The organism is Hyphomicrobium sp. MC1 (assembly GCF_000253295.1).
Classification (GTDB): domain Bacteria; phylum Pseudomonadota; class Alphaproteobacteria; order Rhizobiales; family Hyphomicrobiaceae; genus Hyphomicrobium_B.
In genome coordinates, this window is sequence record NC_015717.1 from 4520700 (window position 1) to 4539659 (window position 18960).

Below are 18960 nucleotides of genomic sequence, written 5' to 3' on the forward strand. Positions count from 1 at the left end.
AAACGCCATGGTCGCTGCGGCTCTCGCAAAGGCGCAGTGAACCCCTAAGTCGAGCGTTGAGTATCCGGTCGCGTATGCGTCGAGTTTTAAGAGTTGGGAAAAAGGATTTCGGAGAGCGCTGGCTTTCCAACGAGCTGGCAGACGCACGGAGCGTGATTGGAGTTAGCCCTCAATCGAGACATCATGTGACACGGTCTCGCGTAGTGATGTCACAGCGCTCTGTGTGTCTGCCGCCATCGTTAGAAACGCTGAAGCTTCGGTAATCGTTCCACGAATTTCGGTTTAGCGGAGTGCGAAGACAATGACCCCCTCGGTTCCGGAACACGTCAGCCCCATTCAGTGGCATCAGGCCATTGCGGTGAGCCGCGAGCAGTGCGCCAGGATCTTTCGCGATGGCGGCGCGCCGAGCGACGCGCTGGTCGCATTCGGATTGAAATGCGAAGACGGCGCCGACTCCGATTGGGAGCGCGTGGTCGATCTCGTTGCCGCCGAGCTTTGCGCCCATCCGATGGCGCGGGCCGCTTAAGATCGGGCGACGGCCGTACGTGCCCAAATGTGGTGGCCGGGCGTGACCCGGCCATGCGAGGGCGCGGAAGGCTACGGCTCGAGTTCGGTATCCCAGTAGAGATAGTCGAGCCAGCTTTCGTGCAGATAGTTCGGCGGGAAAAGCCGGCCGTTGCGATGCAGTTCGAAGACCGTTGGCCGATATGGCTCGTGCGCCGGGAACATGCCCGCGGCGCGCGGCATCAATCCGCCCTTCTTCAAATTGCACGGTGCGCAGGCGGTGACGACGTTGTCCCATCGCGTCTGGCCGCCACGCGAGCGCGGAATGAGATGATCGAACGTCAGATCATTCCTGTCGCCGCAGTACTGGCAGGCGAAGCGATCGCGCAGGAAAACATTGAAACGCGTGAAGGCCGGATAAAGCGCCGGTTTCACGTAGGTCTTCAGCGAAACGACACTCGGCAGCTTCAGCTCGAATGACGGGCTTCGGACGTAGCGTTCGTATTCCGAGACGATATTTACGCGGTCCAAAAAGACCGCCTTCACCGTGTCCTGCCAGCTCCACAGGGACAGCGGGTAGTAACTGAGCGGCCGGAAGTCGGCGTTCAGCACAAGAGCCGGACAATTGTCCGGTATTGTCACGTGAGCATTCACAGTCGCGCAAACCTCGCGGTTTTTCGATCCGTCGAATCGCGTCTTGGCCCCACTCGGACGCCGGGATACTAGCCGCGCGTATCAGTTCTGTGAAGCATTCGAGCCCATCTGTCGCGGAAATGATTTTTCCGTTATATTTCAGTTATTTATTTGTTTTTGTCCGGATCGGCTTTTGGGCTTTCCCCAGGAGAGCGCGGCGCGCGAAGGCGTAATCGGCCCATAACAGCCGGGCGGCGACGGCGCGTGCGGGGCGCCAGCGATCGGCGATTCGTTCCAGTTCCTCGGCCGTGGGGCGGTTTTCAAGCTTGAAGTGGTGCTGCGCGGCAAGCTGCAAGGCGAGATCGCCCGGCGCGAATGCGTCGCGGCGGCCCAAAGCAAAAAGAATATAGATGTCGGCGGTCCAGGGGCCGATGCCATGGATCGCGGTCAGACGTTCGACGATGACGAGATCATTGGCGGCGTTGAGGGCTTCGAAGTCGAGGCCGTCGTCGAGGACAGCGCGCGTCAGGGCGCGCAGCGTGCGGATCTTGCCGTCCGAAAGTCCAAGCCGTTTGAGGTCGCTATCGCTCGCCGCTTGGATTGCATCAGGCGTGAACGGGAAAAGCGCTTCGGCGACGCGTGTCCAGATGGCAGCGGCGCTCTGGGCTGAAAGCTGTTGCCCGACGACGATTTTTGCCAGTCCGGAGAAATCGGCGGGAAAATCCCGTGGCGGTGGAAGGCCGGTGCGTTTCAATATGCGCGACATGACCTTGCATTGACCGGCGAGCATAATCGCCGCTGCCTTGAGCTGGCGTTCGGTCGTTACGGTCGCATGGCGGCGAGGGGTCAAACGCGTTGTTCCGGGAAGGATTTGCCTCATTCAATTCGCGGGCGATCTTATCGCGCAATGCGGAGCCGGCGAAAAGAGGACGTGGAAAATGACACGGATTGCTGGAATTCTATTGGCGGCGCTCTTTATCGCTTTGCTGATTTCAGACAGTGCGGCAATGCGATTCTGAGGCGTCACGCTTTCGCCATGGCGAGGTTCGACAAGTTTTGGAATGACACACGGAGGCATCTCAGATCAGTGAGTATGGCGCCGACGTAAGACGTGCATGGCAATTGCAAGCATGCCGATCTTTCCGCAAAAGGTGACCATCCGTCTATCGAAGATTTTCAAAACTTCCCTGATCTCCGGCCGCCTTTTCGGTGCATTCAGATCGTGTGCCGGTGAAATTGCTTTGGCATAATAAGTGTCGCGTTCTCTGAGGGTAAGTTCAACAGTTTGGATCGTAGTTGAGGTCATGATTTATCAGTCTGCTGAGTGGAATGCCGGTCATTGTGTCGTTGACGCGCGTTTTGTGAGCCGAAGCGCGTGATGGCCTCGGTTACGCGTTTCGCGCCATCACCCAACGGTCTTTTGCACGTCGGGCACGCGCTCTCTGCTATCATCGCGCACGACACGGCACGGCGGAACGGCGGACGCTTTTTGCTGCGCATCGAGGATATCGATCTCGAACGCCGGCGGCCCGAATTCGTCACGGCAATCTTCGAAGATCTCAATTGGCTTGGGCTGACGTGGGAAGAGCCGGTGCTGGTGCAGTCGGAGCATTTCTCCGAATACCTTGCGGCTGCTGATCGGCTGATTGCGATGGGCTTGCTCTATCCGTGTTTTGCAACGCGCAAGGAAATTGTCGTTGCGGCGGATCCGACAAAAACCGATCCCGATGGCGTTCCGCTTTATCCGGGAATTTGGCGTGGTGCTTCCGCCGAAATAGTTGGTGAGCGGATGGCTGCGGGAGAGACGCCGGCGCTTCGTCTCAACATGGAAGGCGCGTTGCAGGTTCTGAAATCGAAACGCGGCGATGAGCCGTTGACGTTCGTCGAGGTTGAGGATGACGGTTCGCAGCGGACCGTTGTGGCCGATCCGGCGCGCTGGGGCGATGCCGTGATCGTGCGCAAGGAAGTGCCTGCGAGCTATCATCTTTCGGTCGTCGTCGACGATGCGCGGCAAGGCGTGACGCATGTTACGCGCGGACAGGATTTGCTGGCGGCGACCGATCTGCAGCGTCTGCTGCAAGAGTTATTGGATCTGCCGCAGCCGGTCTATTCGCATCATCGGGTGATCCGATGGGCCAACGGGCAAAAACTTTCGAAGTCCAATCAGGATATGGGGCTCCGGGTGCTGCGCGACGAAGGGGCGACAGCGGACGATATCCGGCGGGTCATTTTCGAAGTCTGATCGTGCCGTAACGTTTTTGTGGCCGTTGCGATATGGCGAAGCGTGTTCCGGGGCGGAATTAAATTCCCTAAGGCGCCAACTTTTTTGATTCGGCGCCGGTGCCATATTTCATTGCCGCGTTTCCGGGTCGTATTCCGCGCCGAATTCGTGCGCGATATTTCCCTTATTACTCTTAAGATTCAAAAATAATCGAAAAGCAAATTGGCCCCTCCTTGTAACTTTGGCCAAATCACGTCAATTTTAATCGTTCTCTAATCTATCCACCGGATTCTCGCATTTATGGCAGAAACATCGAAAATTGTCGGTGCCAGATTATCCGTCGCAATTGCGCACGGACTTGCAATCGTCCGTCAATTCGTCATTTGGGCCTTTGCGGACGTCCCGGAAACGGTTGAAGTTCGCAGGCCGGTCGAGCCGCGCCGGCTATCGCTTGCCGATCAATGGAGCCGACTGTCCGACATCGTGATCGGGGCGGCGCAGCAAGCTGAAACAGCGACGCGCTGCCATGCCTCTGCAACCCAGCAGATCGATCTGGCGCAATATGCTTTGTCGTCTTTGATCGATGAATTGTCGTCCGTCATGGATATGGGCGATCGGGTTCGCCGTCGCGCGACGGTGCATGTGTTGGGTGTGGCGCCGATGCCGGCGCTGCGGCCGATCGGCGGCGCAATCGCTGCTTAAACGCTTCACGCAAGACGGCTTTCGGCGTTGGTCCTGGGTTGATATGGGTAGTTCGACTGCCCGCATTTCAGGATCGAGACAATCTCCGTGGCCGATGACCGCTCATCTCTTTCAGCAATAGCAACGCCAAATCTTGGACCGGCGGCGCGTGCGCGGGGCGTGATTGCGGGGCTTTTGTCGGAGCCGTTGGCGGCTGGGCTTTATCTGGTCGCGACGCCAATCGGCAATCTCGGGGATATCACGCTGCGTGCACTGTCGGTGCTGGCGCGGGCCGACATCATTTATTGCGAAGATACGCGTCATTCCGCGAAGCTTTTGCAGCATTATGGCATTGCCACGCGGACGCGGCCATTTCACGACCATAATGAAGAGCGCGAAAGCGCGCGCGTTATTGACGAACTCAAAGCCGATAAGCGCATTGCGATCATATCGGACGCCGGGACGCCCCTGCTTTCGGATCCGGGATTCAAACTTGTGCGCGCTGCGGCGGCGGAAGACATTCCAGTCGTCGCTATTCCCGGCGCGTCGGCGCTGCTGCCAGCGCTGACAACCAGTGGTCTGCCGACGGATGCATTCTTCTTCGCGGGCTTTTTGCCGCCGAAGCAGGCGGCCCGGCGGGCGCGGCTTGCGGAATTATCGGCCATTCCTGGCAGTCTCATCTTTTATGAAGCGCCTCACCGTGTCGCGGAGACGATTCCGGATATGGCGCGTTTGCTCGGTAGCCGAGACGCCGTCATCGCCCGCGAACTGACGAAGCTGCACGAGGATGTTCGGCGCGGCACTCTGGCGGAGCTTGCTGAGGCAACTCCAATGGAGGGCCTCAAGGGCGAGGTTGTCATTGTCGTCGGGCCGGAGCAGGCTCAGGCCGTTAGCGACGAGACGTTGACGGCGCGGCTGGCGGGGGCTCTTGAGGTTATGAGCCTCAAGGATGCCGCCAAAGCCCTGGCCGACGAATTTGGGGTTCCGAAAGCGCGGGTTTATGGGCTTGGGATCAAGGCGAAAGATGAACTAAAGGCGAAGGACGTGGGACGATGAGTTCGAACGTCAATGATGAGCTTCGGCAGCGGCTTGAGCGCAAGCGGCGGCACCATAGTGGTGTCAGGGCCGAGACGATCGTTGCGGCGGTCTATATGGCGACCGGGCATCGCATTTTGGGCCGCCGGTTCAAGACCCCGGTCGGGGAAATCGACCTGATCGCGATCAGGAAAAACCGGGTGGCTTTCATCGAGGTCAAACGGCGGCAGACAACCGAAGAAGCCGAAGACGCCATTACGCTGACGATGCGCCGCCGGGTGCGCCGCGCGGCCGACCTCTGGCTGGCGCGCAACCCGCAATACCGCGAGCACGACGTCGGTTTCGACCTGGTGTTCGTGCTGCCCTGGCGCTTTCCGATTATCATGCGGGATGCACTTTGAGACAAAAAAAAGACCCGCCGAAGCGGGTCTTTAAGTGATTGAACGTGAAGTGCAGGGACCGTCATCGTCTAGGAACGCGCGAGCGCGATAGATTTGCGCTGCATGTTGATGAACGTTTAGCTGGTCGAGCCTGAACGTAATTTGAACGGCGCTCGATCCCTTTGTTCATCCCTCCGGAAGCCGGCCGGGCCGCGAAACGCCCGAAATTCAGGCTCCTTGCGAAAATGTAATGCGGCAACGCGCCCTCTTGGCGCACTGTTGAAGCCTTGCAGAGTGCATGTTAAGGACAGCCCGGCTTTGGAAGGGGGCTGCTGGTGGGTTCCGGCCCCGGCGCTCTTTTTTTGTCAAAGGCCTTTCCTTGGAGCGGGCGCAATTTCGGGCCTTTTCGTGCCCCGCCCTCTATGCGCCCGAAGGCGCGAGGTGAGAGCGACGTGGCGACGGACGAAACAAGCGTGGACGGAGTGGCCGGACGATATGCGTCGGCCTTGTTCGAGCTGGCTAAGGAAAGCTCGAACATCGAGGGGATCGAAAGCGATCTCGTAAATTTCCAATCGTTGCTCGATGAAAGCCCGGATCTGGTGCGCCTTGTGTGCAGCCCGGTGATCGCCGCCGACGATCAAGAGAAGGCGATGGCCGCCATTCTCGACAGGGCAGGCATCGGCGGCTTGACCGCGAACTTCCTGAAGCTCGTGACCGCCAATCGGCGCCTGTTCGTCATTCAGGACATGATCAAAGTTTATCGCTCGCTCGCTGCCAAGGCGCGCGGCGAAATCACGGCTGAGGTCACCAGCGCGTTTGCGCTCAACGACGAGCAGATCTCGGCTCTTAAAGAAACGCTGAAAGCTTCTGTCGGCAAGGATGTGACGCTGCAGTCGCGCGTCGATCCGAGCATTCTCGGCGGCCTGATCGTCAAGGTTGGCAGCCGCATGATCGACTCCTCGCTCAAGACCAAGCTTCAGAACATGAAGACGGCGCTGAACGGAGCCGGGGCTTAAGGCCTGACAGTTTCGCTGCTGGCTGCGAGGCCGGCGGTGTCACCGCAAGGTTTGCACTTAACAAATTGGCATAAGGGGCCGGACCAGGCTCCGTAAATGGAAACGACCAGGGAAGAGGTCTCAATGGAAATCCGGGCCGCAGAAATTTCTTCGATCCTGAAGGATCAGATCAAAAACTTCGGCAAGGAAGCCGAGGTTTCCGAAATCGGCCAGGTGCTGTCGGTCGGCGACGGCATCGCACGCGTCTATGGTCTCGACAACGTCCAGGCGGGCGAGATGGTCGAGTTCCCCGGCGGCATCCGCGGCATGGCGCTGAACCTCGAAGCCGATAATGTCGGCGTCGTTATTTTCGGCGACGATCGCACGATCAAGGAAGGCGACACCGTCAAGCGGACCGGCGCCATCGTCGAAGTTCCGGTCGGCAAGGGGCTTCTCGGTCGCGTCGTCGATGGTCTCGGCAACCCGATCGACGGCAAGGGCCCGATCCAGTTCGAGAAAAAGATGCGCGTCGACGTCAAGGCGCCGGGCATCCTGCCGCGCAAGTCGGTGCACGAGCCGATGGCGACGGGTCTCAAGGCCATCGACGCGCTCATCCCGATCGGCCGCGGCCAGCGCGAGTTGGTCATCGGCGACCGTCAGACGGGCAAGACGGCCGTCGTGCTCGATACCTTCCTCAACCAGAAGCCGCTCAACGCAGGCAACGACGAAAGCGCGAAGCTTTATTGCGTGTACGTTGCCGTCGGCCAGAAGCGCTCGACGGTTGCGCAGTTCGTGAAGGTCCTGGAAGAGCGTGGCGCGCTTGAATATTCGATCGTCGTTGCTGCGACCGCGTCCGATCCGGCGCCGATGCAGTACCTCGCGCCGTTCACCGGCTGCACGATGGGCGAATACTTCCGCGACAACGGCATGCACGCCGTGATCGCCTATGACGATCTCTCGAAGCAGGCTGTCGCTTACCGCCAGATGTCGTTGCTGCTGCGTCGTCCGCCGGGCCGCGAAGCTTATCCGGGCGACGTTTTCTATCTCCATTCTCGTCTGCTCGAGCGCGCCGCTAAGATGGGTGACGCTGCCGGCAAGGGGTCGCTGACGGCGCTTCCGGTTATCGAAACGCAAGCCAACGACGTGTCGGCCTACATTCCTACGAACGTCATCTCGATCACCGACGGCCAGATCTTCCTTGAATCGGATCTCTTCTATCAGGGCATCCGTCCGGCCGTGAACGTCGGTCTGTCGGTGTCGCGCGTCGGCTCGTCGGCGCAGACGAAGGCGATGAAGCAGGTTGCCGGCAAGATCAAAGGCGAGCTTGCACAATATCGCGAAATGGCGGCCTTCGCGCAGTTCGGTTCGGATCTCGACGCCGCCACGCAGAAGCTGCTCGCACGCGGCGCCCGCTTGACGGAACTTCTGAAGCAGCCGCAGTTCTCGCCGCTGAAGATGGAAGAGCAGGTTGCGGTGATCTTCGCGGGTACGCGCGGCTACCTCGATGCCATTCCGGTGTCGGCTGTCGGTAAGTTCGAAGAAGGCGTTCTCGCCGGGCTTCGCTCTGAAAAGACGCTGCTTGAGACGATCGCGAAAGAGAAGGCTCTGTCGGCAGACTCCGAGAAGAAGCTGGTCGAGTTCCTCGACAAGTTTGCCAAGGGTTTTGCAGCTTAATCGGGTTCCTTGAGGAGAACGCCCGATGGCGAGCTTAAAAGATATGCGCAACCGCATCGCCTCGGTGAAGGCGACGCGGAAAATCACGAAAGCCATGCAGATGGTTGCGGCGGCGAAGCTGCGCCGCGCGCAGGAAGCCGCAACTGCCGCCCGGCCCTACGCCGAGCGGATGGCCACCGTGCTCGGCAGCCTGGCTTCGAAGGTTGCGGACAAGAATGGCGCTTCGCCACTTCTCGTTGGCACCGGCAAGGATCAGGTGCATCTGCTGATCGTCATGACGGCGGAACGTGGTCTATGCGGCGGTTTCAATTCGAACATCGCCAAGCTAGCGCGTTCAGATGCGAACCGTTTGATCGCCGCGGGCAAGACGGTGAAGATCATGACGGTCGGCCGCAAGGGCGCCGACAACCTGCGTCGCGATCTCGGCCGCAACATTGTCGAGCGCAAAGACTTTCAGGGTGTGCGTCAGCTGACGTTCGGGCATGCCGAGGGCCTCGCGAAGCGAGTGCTTGAGATGTTCGAAGCCGGCGAGTTTGACATCGCAACGCTCTACTTCTCGGAGTTCAAGTCGGTTATCGCGCAGAAGCCGACGGCGCTGCAGCTCATTCCGGCAACCGTGCCTGAGGCGGCACCGGACGCTGCGAAGGGCGCAGGCGCCATTCACGAGTACGAGCCGAGCGAAGAAGAAGTCTTGGGCTTCCTGCTATCGCGCAATATCTCCACGCAGATCTTCCGCGGTCTGCTCGAGAACTCGGCATCGTTCTATGGTGCGCAGATGACCGCGATGGACAACGCGACGCGCAACGCCGGTGACATGATCAATAAGCTGACGATCGCTTACAACCGTCAGCGTCAGGCAAACATCACTAAGGAATTGATCGAGATCATCTCCGGAGCGGAAGCGGTCTAGGGCGAGGTAGATAGATCATGGCCTATGTAACGCGTGCAACGACGAAGGGCGGCCGGGACGGCCGCGCAGTTCTCGAAGAGGGCAAGCTCGCTCTTGCGATGGCGCTGCCGAAGGATCTCGGTGGATCGGGTGAAGGCCATAACCCCGAGCAGCTGTTTGCGCTCGGGTGGTCGTCTTGCTTCGGTCAGGCGGTTCTGCTGCTGGCCAAGAAGCACGGACTCGACGGTCAGGCCGCCAAGGTTACGTGCGAAGTTGAACTCGACAAAGATGCGACGAGCTTCGGCCTCAAGGCGCATCTGACGCTCGCGATTCCTGGCGCCGATAAGGACAAGCTGCAGGCGCTGATCGAAGAAGCGCATCAGATCTGCCCGTATTCCAAAGCGACACGCAACAATATCCCGGTGACGCTCTCGGTCGCCTGAAACAATTCCGCTGGAGATAAAAATGGCTAAAAACGTAGGGAAGATTCACCAGGTGACGGGTGCCGTCGTTGACGTGCATTTCGCCGACAAGCTGCCGGAAATTCTGAACGCGCTTGAGACCACCAACAACGGCAATCGTCTGGTTCTCGAAGTCGCGCAGCACCTTGGTGAAAACACCGTGCGCACGATCGCGATGGACTCTACCGAAGGCTTGGTCCGCGGCCAGGAAGTCACCGACATGGGCGCTCCGATCTCGGTTCCCGTCGGCGACGAGACGCTCGGGCGGATCATGAACGTTATCGGCGAGCCGGTTGATGAAGCCGGTCCGATCAACAGCAGCTCGGTGCGTGCTATCCACCAACCGGCGCCGACGTTTGAAGATCAGGCAACGGAAGCACAGATCCTCGTCACGGGCATCAAGGTCGTCGACCTGCTCGCTCCTTACGCGAAGGGCGGCAAGATCGGCCTGTTCGGCGGCGCGGGCGTCGGCAAGACGGTTTTGATCATGGAGTTGATCAATAACGTTGCTAAGGCCCACGGCGGCTACTCGGTTTTCGCGGGCGTCGGCGAGCGTACGCGTGAGGGCAACGATCTTTATTACGAAATGATCGAGTCCAACGTGAACAAAGACCCGAAGAAGAACAACGGGTCGGCTGCCGGTTCGAAGTGCGCTCTCGTTTACGGTCAGATGAACGAACCGCCGGGTGCGCGTGCACGCGTCGCTCTTTCGGGTCTGACAGTCGCCGAGCACTTCCGTGACCAGGGCCAGGACGTGCTGTTCTTCGTCGACAACATCTTCCGCTTCACGCAGGCGGGTTCGGAAGTGTCGGCGTTGCTCGGCCGCATTCCTTCGGCGGTTGGTTATCAGCCGACGCTGGCGACCGACATGGGCGCCCTGCAGGAGCGCATCACCACGACGCAGAAGGGTTCGATCACGTCGGTGCAGGCCATTTACGTTCCGGCCGACGACTTGACCGACCCGGCGCCGGCAACCTCGTTCGCTCACCTTGATGCGACGACCGTTCTTTCGCGCTCGATTGCTGAAAAGGGCATCTATCCGGCGGTTGATCCGCTCGACTCGACGTCGCGCATGCTCGATCCGCGCATCGTCGGCGAAGAGCACTACGCCGTTGCCCGTAAGGTCCAGGCGATCCTGCAGAAGTACAAGTCGCTGCAGGACATCATCGCGATCCTTGGCATGGACGAGCTTTCCGAAGAGGATAAGCTCACCGTCGCGCGCGCTCGTAAGATCGAGCGTTTCATGTCGCAGCCGTTCCACGTCGCGGAAGTGTTCACCGGCTCGCCCGGCAAGCTCGTTCCGCTCGCCGATACCATCAAGGCGTTCAAGGGCCTCTGCGACGGTGAGTACGATCACCTTCCCGAGCCGGCGTTCTATATGGTCGGTTCGATCGACGAAGCGATCGCGAAGGCAGAGAAGCTCGCGGAAGCGGCATAACAATAAGGCTGAGCGTTTTCGAGCGGAGGACCCGTCCGAAGGCGCCGCCAGGAGAAAGAGTTCATGGCGGAAGCCGGAAAGACGTTTGGAAGCTGCTGCGAAGAGCTGAAAGAAGCTCTTGAAGGCGGCGACTTCGAGCCCTTGATCACGGTCGGGCCCGATGAGGTCATCTACATGACTGTCGGGCTCGTCGATCTCGAAGAAGAAGAGCCGGGTCTGGTCGATCATCCGCTTTTCTTCTGCCCGTTCTGTGGCACCAAGCTGCAGACGCCGGAAGAGGTGAGAGCCAAAGCCGGCGCCGAAGACGACGGCGAAGAAGAGCCGCGCCAGGCTTGATGGCGCCAAAATAAAAAACGACGGCATTAAATAGGTCGAACGCCTTCGAAGGGTCGGAAATCACCATGGCAGGCACATTCAGGTTTGAACTCGTCTCGCCCGAACGGGTGTTGATGTCGGTCGACGCCGAGCAGGTGGTCGTGCCTGGCACAGACGGAGAGTTCACGGTTCTCGCCGGTCATGTGCCGGTCATCTCGACGCTTGTTCCGGGCGTTCTCGATGTTACGGCCGGCAGTGTGCACAAGCGGCTCTTCGTTAAGTCGGGCTTTGCGGAAGTCGATCCGGCGCGCCTGACGGTTCTGGCTGAAAAGGCCTATGACGTCGACGAGATGTCGGCGGCGACGATCGCTGCGGAGCTCAAGACTGCGGAAGCGGAACTCGCCGCCGCAAAGGACGATGATGCGAAGCGCATGGCCGATACGCTCGTCGGTGAGCTGAAGCGGCTTTCGCCGCAGGCTTAAGCGGCGCGCTCAGACACGATCTATAACTGAAACTCAAAGCGCTTCTTGCAGGCTGGGACGATCTCAGCCTTGCGAGGAGCGCTTTGTCATATCTTAGATCGCCGACCGGTGCGCCATGGTTCTGATGGGTCAGGCCTTCAGGCAGCGCTGTCCGTCGGTTGTTTCCCGTCAGGGTTGGTCCTCTCCTGTCCGTTTGTCGATCCGGAACGAGCCGACATAGCGGGCTGCCTTGCTGCCGACGCCGTTTGGCAAAGGCGCGGCGTTGGTTTGAATTTCGTTGCCATCGCTCAGCGTCATGGCCTCAAGCGCAACGGACCTCTTGGTGAAGGACTTCCAGGCGACCGGAATTGCGTGCAGGTCCGGGCCGACCTGCCAGGCGAAGACATCGTATTTCCCGGAGCATGTTTCTGACGCATCGCAGCCTTGATCAGCTCTTGCGCGGTTTTGGGATCTAAGGGGATCGTCATCAGAACCCCCGGACGCAAGTGGCGCCATGCGATCGGAGCGTCCTCGTGCCTCTCGAGCGGGGGTGGCTCGGTTCGGCATTTTTGGGCACGGCGCCTCCGAGCGACAAATTGGATGGCAAATTTCGTTCAAATCAGGTGTAGTTTTGCCGAGTTCTCAACACCGGTTCGATCGTCACTGAAAGCTATATCTAGGTGTGTTACCCAGGCCGCGGATGTCCTGCGGCCAACTGGCGTTGGGCAAATTGTCCAATTTTGCTTCAACCTGTGCGCGTTTAGCGGGAGATCAGGGGAAGCTCTGTCGATAGGACGCGACCTGCCTTGAAACGTTTTTATATATTCGCTCTGTTGCCGTTTCTTGCCCTTCTGGGCGGCTGCAACGCAATCGTGCTCAATCCCGCCGGCGATATTGCCATCCAGCAGCGCGATCTCGTGATTATCTCGACCGTTCTGATGCTCTTGATCATCGTTCCGGTCATGGCACTCACGGCGTGGTTTGCCTGGCATTATCGAGCCTCGAACACGAACGCGCGATATGAGCCGAACTGGTCGCATTCGACCCATCTTGAGCTGATCATCTGGTCGGCACCGCTTCTGATCATCATCTGCCTTGGCGCCGTAACGTGGATGGCGACGCACATGCTTGATCCGTGGCGCCCGCTCAACCGCACCGGCCCGGACAAGGAAATCTCGGCCACCGCAAAGCCGCTTACCGTTCAGGTCGTCGCGCTCGATTGGAAGTGGCTGTTCATCTATCCAGAACAGGGCATCGCGACCGTGAATGAAATGGCGGCTCCCGTCGACCGGCCGCTCAATTTCAAAATTTCTGCGTCGTCGGTGATGAATGCGTTCTACGTTCCGGCGTTGGCCGGCATGATTTACGCGATGCCGGGCATGCAGACCCAGCTGCACGCGGTGATCAACAAGGCGGGCACCTATAAGGGCTTCTCTTCGAACTATAGCGGCAACGGCTTTTCGGAGATGCGGTTCGACTTTCTGGCAATGGACGATGCCGGCTTCGACAAGTGGGTGTCGGACGTCAAGGCATCGCAGACCGGCAAGCTTGGCCGGACCGAGTATCTTGATCTTGAGCGTCCCAGCGAAGCTGTGCCCGTCAAGAAATTCTCGAGCGTCGATCCGCAGCTCTTCGATCTGATCGTCAACATGTGCGTCCAGCCCGGCAAAATGTGCATGCACGAAATGGCAGCCATCGACGCCAAGGGCGGGCTTGGGCTCGCGGGCAACAACATCGTGCAGTCTCTCGAGTACGACAAGTATGCACGTCGCGGCGATGGGCCGGTCGTGAAGAAGTCGTACGTCGCAAGCGTGTGCACGAAGACGGCGCCGATGGGCATGGATGCGCAGGCTGCTGCCGCAGTCACGCCTGTCAGCTCGACGCCGCTCGTCGGGGCCGGGCTGCCGCAGCCGGGCATGTTCCAATCGTTTGCGCGAAAGCCATCAAATTCCTGAGCCGTCGGGCTCCTGACCGGGATAGTTTCCAGAGATGTTCGAAAACTTTGACCTTCAGAAAGCGATATTCGGGCGGTTGACGCTCGAATCTATTCCCTATCACGAGCCGATTTTGGTGATGACGTTCATCGGCGTCGCTATCGGCGGTGCGGTGGTTCTGGGCGCCATCACCTACTACAGGCTGTGGGGCTACCTCTGGCACGAATGGTTCACGAGCGTCGATCACAAGCGGATCGGCGTCATGTATATCGTGCTCGGCCTGGTGATGCTGCTTCGCGGCTTCGCCGACGCCATCATGATGCGCGCGCAGCAGGCCATCGCCTTCAATGGCAACGAGGGCTATCTGCCGGCGCACCACTTCGACCAGATCTTCACGGCGCATGGCGTGATCATGATCTTCTTCGTGGCGATGCCGCTGGTCACGGGTTTGATGAACTATGTCGTGCCGCTGCAGATCGGCGCGCGCGACGTCGCCTTCCCGTTCCTCAACAACTTCAGCTTCTGGATGACGGTTTCGGGCGGCGTGCTTGTCATGGCGTCGCTGTTCGTCGGTGAGTTCGCGCGGACCGGGTGGCTCGCCTATCCGCCGCTTTCGAACTACGCCTACAGTCCAGATGTCGGGGTCGATTACTACATATGGGCGCTGCAGATAGCCGGCGTCGGAACGCTTCTATCGGGCGTCAACCTGATCGCGACGATCGTGAAGATGCGTTGCCCCGGTATGACGATGATGAAGATGCCGGTCTTCACCTGGACCGCGCTTTGCACCAACGTTCTGATCGTGGCGGCCTTCCCCGTTCTGACGGGTGTGCTGGCCCTGCTCTCTCTCGACCGGTACGTCGGCACGAATTTCTTCACGAACGACTTCGGCGGCAACCCGATGATGTACGTGAACCTCATCTGGATCTGGGGCCATCCCGAAGTTTACATTCTCGTGCTGCCGGTGTTCGGCGTGTTCTCCGAGGTGACCGCGACGTTCTCGGGCAAGCGCCTCTTTGGCTACACGTCGATGGTCTACGCCACGGTCTGTATCACGATCCTGTCGTACCTCGTCTGGCTGCATCACTTCTTCACGATGGGCTCGGGCGCTAGCGTCAACTCGTTCTTCGGCATCACGACGATGATCATCTCGATCCCGACGGGTGCGAAACTCTTCAACTGGCTGTTCACGATGTATCGCGGCCGGATTCGCTTCGAGCTGCCGATGATGTGGACCGTCGCGTTCATGCTGACGTTCGTGATCGGCGGCATGACGGGCGTCCTGCTCGCAGTTCCGCCGGCGGACTTCGTGCTTCACAACAGTCTCTTCCTGATCGCGCATTTCCATAACGTGATCATTGGTGGCGTCGTGTTCGGCTGCTTTGCGGGCATCGCGTACTGGTTCCCGAAGGTCACCGGTTTCAAGCTCGATCCGTTCTGGGGCAAGATGTCGTTCTGGTTCTGGGTCTCGGGCTTCTACCTCGCCTTCATGCCGCTCTACGTTCTTGGCCTGATGGGTGTGACCCGCCGCCTGCGCGTGTTCGACGACCCGTCGCTGCAGATCTACTTCGTCATCGCGGCGTTCGGTGCGTTCCTGATCGCACTCGGTATCGGTTCGTTCCTCATCCAGCTCGCCGTCAGCATCAAGAACCGCGAGAAGCTGCGCGACCTCACCGGCGATCCCTGGAATGCACGGACGCTCGAATGGTCGACGTCATCGCCGCCGCCGGTCTACAATTTCGCCTTTACGCCGGTCGTCTACGATCACGATGCGTGGTGGGACATGAAGGAGCACGGCTATAAGCGGCCGATGGGAGGCTTCAAGCCAATCCATATGCCGAGGAACACCGGAGCCGGTGTCATTCTCGCCGGTCTTAGCTTCATCACCGGTTTCGCTTTGATCTGGTACATCTGGTGGCTGGCCGCCGTTGGCTTCGTTGCGCTACTGGCGACCGCGATTGGTCATACCTTCAACTACAATCGGAGCTTCAACATTCCGACGCAGCAGATCGTTGAAACCGAGAGCGAGCGCACTCAGCTCCTTCAATCGGTGGGGGCCTGAGCGATGACGACAATGACGGCAAGTGCGTCGGCGTCCGGGGCCGGAGAGGCAAAGGAAACGCGCCCCTTCTACGTGGCCGATGAGCACGAGCACGGTGACGGTGGCAGCACCCAGCTGGGCTTCTGGCTCTACCTGATGAGCGACTGTCTCATCTTTGCGGTGCTGTTCGCGACTTACGGTGTGCTTGGCGGCAATTTTGCAGCCGGGCCGTCGCCGAAAGATTTGTTCGACCTGCCTCTGGTGGCAGTCAACACGTCGATGCTGCTGTTCTCGTCGATCACGTATGGCTTTGCTGTGCTTGAGATGCAGAAGAACCGCAAGCAGGGCATGCTGATGTGGCTGGCGATCACGATGGCGTTCGGCGCCGCGTTCATCGGCATCGAGCTGTTTGAATTCACGCACATGATCCTCGAAGGCGCGACGCCTCAGAGAAGCGCATTCCTCTCGTCGTTCTTCACGCTCGTCGGCACGCACGGCCTGCACGTGACGTTCGGCATCATCTGGATGATCACGCTGATGGTTCAGGTGACGAGGTTCGGCCTGAATGAGCCGAACAAGCGCCGCATCCTATGCCTCAGCATGTTCTGGCACTTCCTCGACGTCGTCTGGATCGGCGTTTTCACCTTCGTTTATCTTATGGGAGTGCTGCGATGAGCACGGACGCGCACGCCAATCACGGACATGCCGCGCATGGGCATATTGCTCCTGGCGGCGGTCATGACGATCACGGGCATGGCAGCGGCCATCCCGAGTCGACGCTCAGCGGCTATCTGACGGGCTTCGTTCTTTCCGTCATCCTGACGGCCATTCCGTTCTGGCTCGTGATGTCGGGCGCGCTCGGAAGCAAGGAAGCGACGGCCATCTCGATCCTGGCTATCGGTGCGGTCCAGATCGTCGTCCACATGATCTACTTCCTGCACATGTCGCCGAGTTCGGAGGGCGGTTGGACGCTGATGGCGCTGATCTTCACGGTCGTCATGGTCGTCATCACGCTGACCGGCTCGCTGTGGGTGATGTATCACCTGACGACCAACATGATGCCGATGGATCCGAGCCAACTGCCGTGACATCCGACGCCGGCGGGCGCGGGGGACGAGAAGCGGCGCCCTCGGGCGCAACGGAGTTCAATGCGGATGCGCCGGGTCGCGACTCGGCGCGCACACCTCGTTCGCTGTCTTCGCTGGCAGTCATCAGCCTCGTGGCGCTGCTCGGTGTTGCCGGTCTCATGTGGCTTGGCATTTGGCAGGTTGAGCGGCGAGCTTGGAAGCTCGATTTGATTTCCCGCGTCGAGAGCCGGGTTCACGCAACTCCGGTGCCCGCGCCGGGTCCGGCCGATTGGCCTTCGATCACCGCCAATAACGACGAGTATCGACGCGTCACGGTTTCCGGCCACTTTCTTCATGATCGCGAGACGCTCGTCATGGCCGTCACCGACGAGGGCGGTGGCTATTGGGTGTTGACGCCGCTCAAGACCGCGACAGGTTTCGAAGTGCTCGTCAATCGCGGTTTCGTACCGACCGAAAAGAAGGAGCGTGAGACGCGGCTTGCGGGAGAGATCGACGGCAACGTAACCGTTACGGGTTTACTGCGCATGACGGAGCCGAAGGGCGCATTTCTGCGCGGCAACGATATCTCGGCCGATCGCTGGTATTCCCGCGACGTTGACGCCATCGCGATCAAGCGCGGTCTCGACAATTATGCGCCTTACTTCATCGACGCCGATGCAACACCCAATCCGGGCGGCTATCCGGTCGGTGGTCTGACGGTGATCAAATTCCCGAACAATCACCTCGTTTACGCGTTGACGTGGTTTGCGCTGGCGCTGATGCTCGCGGCTGCCTTCGTCCGGTTCCTGCGCGAAGAGATTCGCATCCGGCAAACGCCGCAGGGGGCCGGCGGTGCGGCTCCGGATTGAGGTCCTCTGATCCCTAGTCTGTGCGCCCGGTATGTCGAAGTTCAGTGACCTCCAGTTCCCTTTTCAGAGCGACGAACTCGCGGCATCGCCTGCCAATGGAGCCGATGCCATTGGCGTGGAAAACATGCTGCTGCTGGTCCAGCTTCGCTGGATCGCGGTTGCGGGCCAGGTGGCGACGATTGTGTTCGTCTGGACCGTCCTTGGGGTCAATCTTCCGCTCGTGCCGATGGGCCTCGTTGCATCGTCGTTGGTGGTTCTCAATCTTGCAAGCCTCTGGTGGCTGCGGCGCGGGCGTGACGTCGGCGCCATGGGTTTGCTCGTTGCGCTGCTACTCGACGTCGCCGGTCTGACGGCACAGCTCTATCTCAGCGGCGGGGCGATGAACCCGTTTGCCTTCCTTTATCTTCTTCAGGTTACGCTGGCAGCGGTGCTGCTCAATGTGCGGCTGACGTCGGTGGTGCTGGCCGCGACGTGCGCGAGCTTCCTTTTGCTTACGCGGTTTTATCGTCCGCTTGAAATTCCGGCCGGAGAGATCAACCTCTTCACGCTACATGTTATCGGCATGCTGGTCTGTTTCGCGGTCGATGCGGCGTTGCTGTTCGTGTTTGTCACGCGCATTACGCGCAATCTCAGGGAGCGCGATGCGCGCCTTGCAGCGCTGAAGCAGCATGCCGCCGAAGAGGATCATATCGTGCGTATGGGGCTTTTGGCGTCGGGTGCTGCGCATGAACTTGGTACGCCGTTGGCATCGCTGTCGGTCATTCTCGGCGATTGGCGTCGGATGCCGGTCATCACGGGCAATCCCGAGCTGTTGCAGGAAGTCGATGAAATGCAAGCCGCCGTGAAGCGCTGCAAATCGATCCTGACGGGCGTGCTGCTGTCGGCCGGAGAGGCACGCGGCGAAGCCCCGAGCGTGACCACGGTGACGACCTTCTTTAATGCTCTGATCAACGAGTGGCGGGAAGCGCGAACTCCAAACTATCTCGATTATAACAACGCGTTCGGTGCCGATCTGTCGATCGTTTCCGATTCGACGCTGAAGCAGATCATCTTCAACGTGCTGGACAACGCTTACGATTCATCGCCCGACTGGGTCGGCGTTTCGATTTCGCGTGATGGCGACATGCTTATTCTGCGCGTACTGGATCGCGGTCCGGGATTTGCGCCGCAAATGCTCGCGCAATTCGGAAAGCCCTATCAATCGAGCAAGGGGAAGCCGGGCGGCGGGCTTGGATTGTTTTTGGTTGTGAATGTGGTCCGCAAACTCGGCGGCAGCGTCATAGCGGCCAACCGTCCCGAAGGCGGTGCCTCCGTGACGCTCAAGCTGCCGCTTTCGGCCCTTGCCCTTGGAGCCCGCTAGAC

General features: G+C 59.7%; 21 protein-coding genes. 18 read left to right on the forward strand and 3 right to left on the reverse strand.

Translation table 11 applies throughout. The features are described from left to right. The first annotated feature begins 301 nt into the window (after positions 1-301). Positions 302-526, forward strand: a complete 225-nt coding sequence (locus HYPMC_RS21780) for a hypothetical protein (protein WP_013950309.1) — start codon at positions 302-304, stop codon at positions 524-526. 71 nt (positions 527-597) lie between these two features. On the opposite strand, the gene HYPMC_RS21785 is transcribed toward HYPMC_RS21780, so the two are convergent. Further along, positions 598-1158 carry an HNH endonuclease gene (locus HYPMC_RS21785; protein ID WP_013950310.1) on the reverse strand — a complete coding sequence of 187 codons (561 nt, stop codon included), beginning with the start codon at positions 1156-1158 and terminating at the stop codon, positions 598-600. Between the two features lie 142 nt (positions 1159-1300). Next, positions 1301-1987 carry a DNA-3-methyladenine glycosylase gene (locus HYPMC_RS21790; protein ID WP_029670699.1) on the reverse strand — a complete coding sequence of 229 codons (687 nt, stop codon included), beginning with the start codon at positions 1985-1987 and terminating at the stop codon, positions 1301-1303. A gap of 528 nt (positions 1988-2515) precedes the next feature. Between HYPMC_RS21790 and gluQRS the strand changes: the two genes are divergently transcribed. The 11 genes from gluQRS to HYPMC_RS21850 all read left to right on the forward strand — a co-directional run bounded on the left by gluQRS (position 2516) and on the right by HYPMC_RS21850 (position 11708). Continuing rightward, complete coding sequence (gene gluQRS / locus HYPMC_RS21800; protein WP_013950314.1) at positions 2516-3379, forward strand: tRNA glutamyl-Q(34) synthetase GluQRS; 864 nt, start codon at positions 2516-2518, stop codon at positions 3377-3379. 279 nt (positions 3380-3658) lie between these two features. Continuing rightward, positions 3659-4060: a hypothetical protein gene (locus tag HYPMC_RS21805; RefSeq protein WP_013950315.1), complete on the forward strand. Its 402-nt coding sequence runs from the start codon at positions 3659-3661 to the stop codon at positions 4058-4060. An 87-nt stretch (positions 4061-4147) separates the two neighbouring features. Beyond that, the gene (gene rsmI / locus HYPMC_RS21810) at positions 4148-5095 is read left to right on the forward strand and encodes a 16S rRNA (cytidine(1402)-2'-O)-methyltransferase (RefSeq protein WP_013950316.1); all 948 of its coding nucleotides are present in this window, start codon (positions 4148-4150) and stop codon (positions 5093-5095) included. Then, the gene (locus tag HYPMC_RS21815) at positions 5092-5475 is read left to right on the forward strand and encodes a YraN family protein (RefSeq protein ID WP_013950317.1); all 384 of its coding nucleotides are present in this window, start codon (positions 5092-5094) and stop codon (positions 5473-5475) included. Before rsmI ends, HYPMC_RS21815 begins: the two co-directional genes overlap by 4 nt. Positions 5476-5906: 431 nt before the next feature. Next, a complete protein-coding gene (locus tag HYPMC_RS21820) occupies positions 5907-6470 on the forward strand; it encodes a F0F1 ATP synthase subunit delta (protein ID WP_024275026.1) in 564 nt (187 codons plus the stop codon). Positions 6471-6593: 123 nt separating this feature from the next. After that, entirely contained in the window at positions 6594-8123 is a 1530-nt protein-coding gene (gene atpA, locus HYPMC_RS21825; RefSeq protein ID WP_013950319.1) for a F0F1 ATP synthase subunit alpha, read from the forward strand. A 25-nt stretch (positions 8124-8148) separates the two neighbouring features. Then, positions 8149-9033, forward strand: coding sequence for a F0F1 ATP synthase subunit gamma (locus HYPMC_RS21830; RefSeq protein ID WP_013950320.1), 885 nt, complete (start codon positions 8149-8151; stop codon positions 9031-9033). Between the two features lie 17 nt (positions 9034-9050). Beyond that, a complete protein-coding gene (locus HYPMC_RS21835) occupies positions 9051-9455 on the forward strand; it encodes an organic hydroperoxide resistance protein (RefSeq protein WP_013950321.1) in 405 nt (134 codons plus the stop codon). A 22-nt stretch (positions 9456-9477) separates the two neighbouring features. Continuing rightward, positions 9478-10911, forward strand: a complete 1434-nt coding sequence (atpD, locus tag HYPMC_RS21840; RefSeq protein ID WP_013950322.1) for a F0F1 ATP synthase subunit beta — start codon at positions 9478-9480, stop codon at positions 10909-10911. Positions 10912-10974: 63 nt separating this feature from the next. Beyond that, entirely contained in the window at positions 10975-11247 is a 273-nt protein-coding gene (locus HYPMC_RS21845) for a hypothetical protein (RefSeq protein ID WP_013950323.1), read from the forward strand. 65 nt (positions 11248-11312) lie between these two features. After that, the gene (locus HYPMC_RS21850) at positions 11313-11708 is read left to right on the forward strand and encodes a F0F1 ATP synthase subunit epsilon (RefSeq protein WP_013950324.1); all 396 of its coding nucleotides are present in this window, start codon (positions 11313-11315) and stop codon (positions 11706-11708) included. 168 nt (positions 11709-11876) lie between these two features. Here the strand turns inward: HYPMC_RS21850 and HYPMC_RS21855 are convergent, their stop codons facing one another. Then, positions 11877-12203: a hypothetical protein gene (locus HYPMC_RS21855; RefSeq protein ID WP_013950325.1), complete on the reverse strand. Its 327-nt coding sequence runs from the start codon at positions 12201-12203 to the stop codon at positions 11877-11879. A gap of 290 nt (positions 12204-12493) precedes the next feature. Between HYPMC_RS21855 and cyoA the strand changes: the two genes are divergently transcribed. From cyoA to HYPMC_RS21885, 6 genes are read left to right on the forward strand one after another with little or no spacing between them, the layout of a single operon-like run. Continuing rightward, positions 12494-13642: a ubiquinol oxidase subunit II gene (gene cyoA / locus HYPMC_RS21860; RefSeq protein ID WP_013950327.1), complete on the forward strand. Its 1149-nt coding sequence runs from the start codon at positions 12494-12496 to the stop codon at positions 13640-13642. Positions 13643-13676: 34 nt separating this feature from the next. After that, positions 13677-15683: a cytochrome o ubiquinol oxidase subunit I gene (cyoB, locus tag HYPMC_RS21865; RefSeq protein WP_013950328.1), complete on the forward strand. Its 2007-nt coding sequence runs from the start codon at positions 13677-13679 to the stop codon at positions 15681-15683. A 12-nt stretch (positions 15684-15695) separates the two neighbouring features. After that, positions 15696-16337: a cytochrome o ubiquinol oxidase subunit III gene (gene cyoC / locus HYPMC_RS21870; RefSeq protein ID WP_024275028.1), complete on the forward strand. Its 642-nt coding sequence runs from the start codon at positions 15696-15698 to the stop codon at positions 16335-16337. Beyond that, the gene (gene cyoD, locus HYPMC_RS21875) at positions 16334-16750 is read left to right on the forward strand and encodes a cytochrome o ubiquinol oxidase subunit IV (protein WP_013950330.1); all 417 of its coding nucleotides are present in this window, start codon (positions 16334-16336) and stop codon (positions 16748-16750) included. Before cyoC ends, cyoD begins: the two co-directional genes overlap by 4 nt. Then, positions 16747-17598 (forward strand): SURF1 family protein, encoded by an 852-nt coding sequence (locus tag HYPMC_RS21880; RefSeq protein WP_013950331.1) that lies wholly within the window; start codon positions 16747-16749, stop codon positions 17596-17598. Before cyoD ends, HYPMC_RS21880 begins: the two co-directional genes overlap by 4 nt. 31 nt (positions 17599-17629) lie before the next feature. Next, positions 17630-18958: an ATP-binding protein gene (locus tag HYPMC_RS21885; RefSeq protein WP_013950332.1), complete on the forward strand. Its 1329-nt coding sequence runs from the start codon at positions 17630-17632 to the stop codon at positions 18956-18958. The last annotated feature ends 2 nt before the right edge of the window (positions 18959-18960 follow it).

Coding starts and splice junctions, on each gene's coding strand:
- cyoC (WP_024275028.1), top strand. CDS start 15,696: ATGACGGCAAGTGCGTCGGCGTCCGGGGCCGGAGAGGCAAAGGAAACG.
- HYPMC_RS21805 (WP_013950315.1), top strand. CDS start 3,659: ATGGCAGAAACATCGAAAATTGTCGGTGCCAGATTATCCGTCGCAATT.
- HYPMC_RS21815 (WP_013950317.1), top strand. CDS start 5,092: ATGAGTTCGAACGTCAATGATGAGCTTCGGCAGCGGCTTGAGCGCAAG.
- HYPMC_RS21885 (WP_013950332.1), top strand. CDS start 17,630: ATGTCGAAGTTCAGTGACCTCCAGTTCCCTTTTCAGAGCGACGAACTC.
- cyoB (WP_013950328.1), top strand. CDS start 13,677: ATGTTCGAAAACTTTGACCTTCAGAAAGCGATATTCGGGCGGTTGACG.
- atpA (WP_013950319.1), top strand. CDS start 6,594: ATGGAAATCCGGGCCGCAGAAATTTCTTCGATCCTGAAGGATCAGATC.
- cyoD (WP_013950330.1), top strand. CDS start 16,334: ATGAGCACGGACGCGCACGCCAATCACGGACATGCCGCGCATGGGCAT.
- HYPMC_RS21850 (WP_013950324.1), top strand. CDS start 11,313: ATGGCAGGCACATTCAGGTTTGAACTCGTCTCGCCCGAACGGGTGTTG.
- HYPMC_RS21830 (WP_013950320.1), top strand. CDS start 8,149: ATGGCGAGCTTAAAAGATATGCGCAACCGCATCGCCTCGGTGAAGGCG.
- atpD (WP_013950322.1), top strand. CDS start 9,478: ATGGCTAAAAACGTAGGGAAGATTCACCAGGTGACGGGTGCCGTCGTT.
- HYPMC_RS21855 (WP_013950325.1), bottom strand. CDS start 12,203: ATGGCGCCACTTGCGTCCGGGGGTTCTGATGACGATCCCCTTAGATCC.
- HYPMC_RS21845 (WP_013950323.1), top strand. CDS start 10,975: ATGGCGGAAGCCGGAAAGACGTTTGGAAGCTGCTGCGAAGAGCTGAAA.
- HYPMC_RS21835 (WP_013950321.1), top strand. CDS start 9,051: ATGGCCTATGTAACGCGTGCAACGACGAAGGGCGGCCGGGACGGCCGC.
- HYPMC_RS21780 (WP_013950309.1), top strand. CDS start 302: ATGACCCCCTCGGTTCCGGAACACGTCAGCCCCATTCAGTGGCATCAG.
- gluQRS (WP_013950314.1), top strand. CDS start 2,516: ATGGCCTCGGTTACGCGTTTCGCGCCATCACCCAACGGTCTTTTGCAC.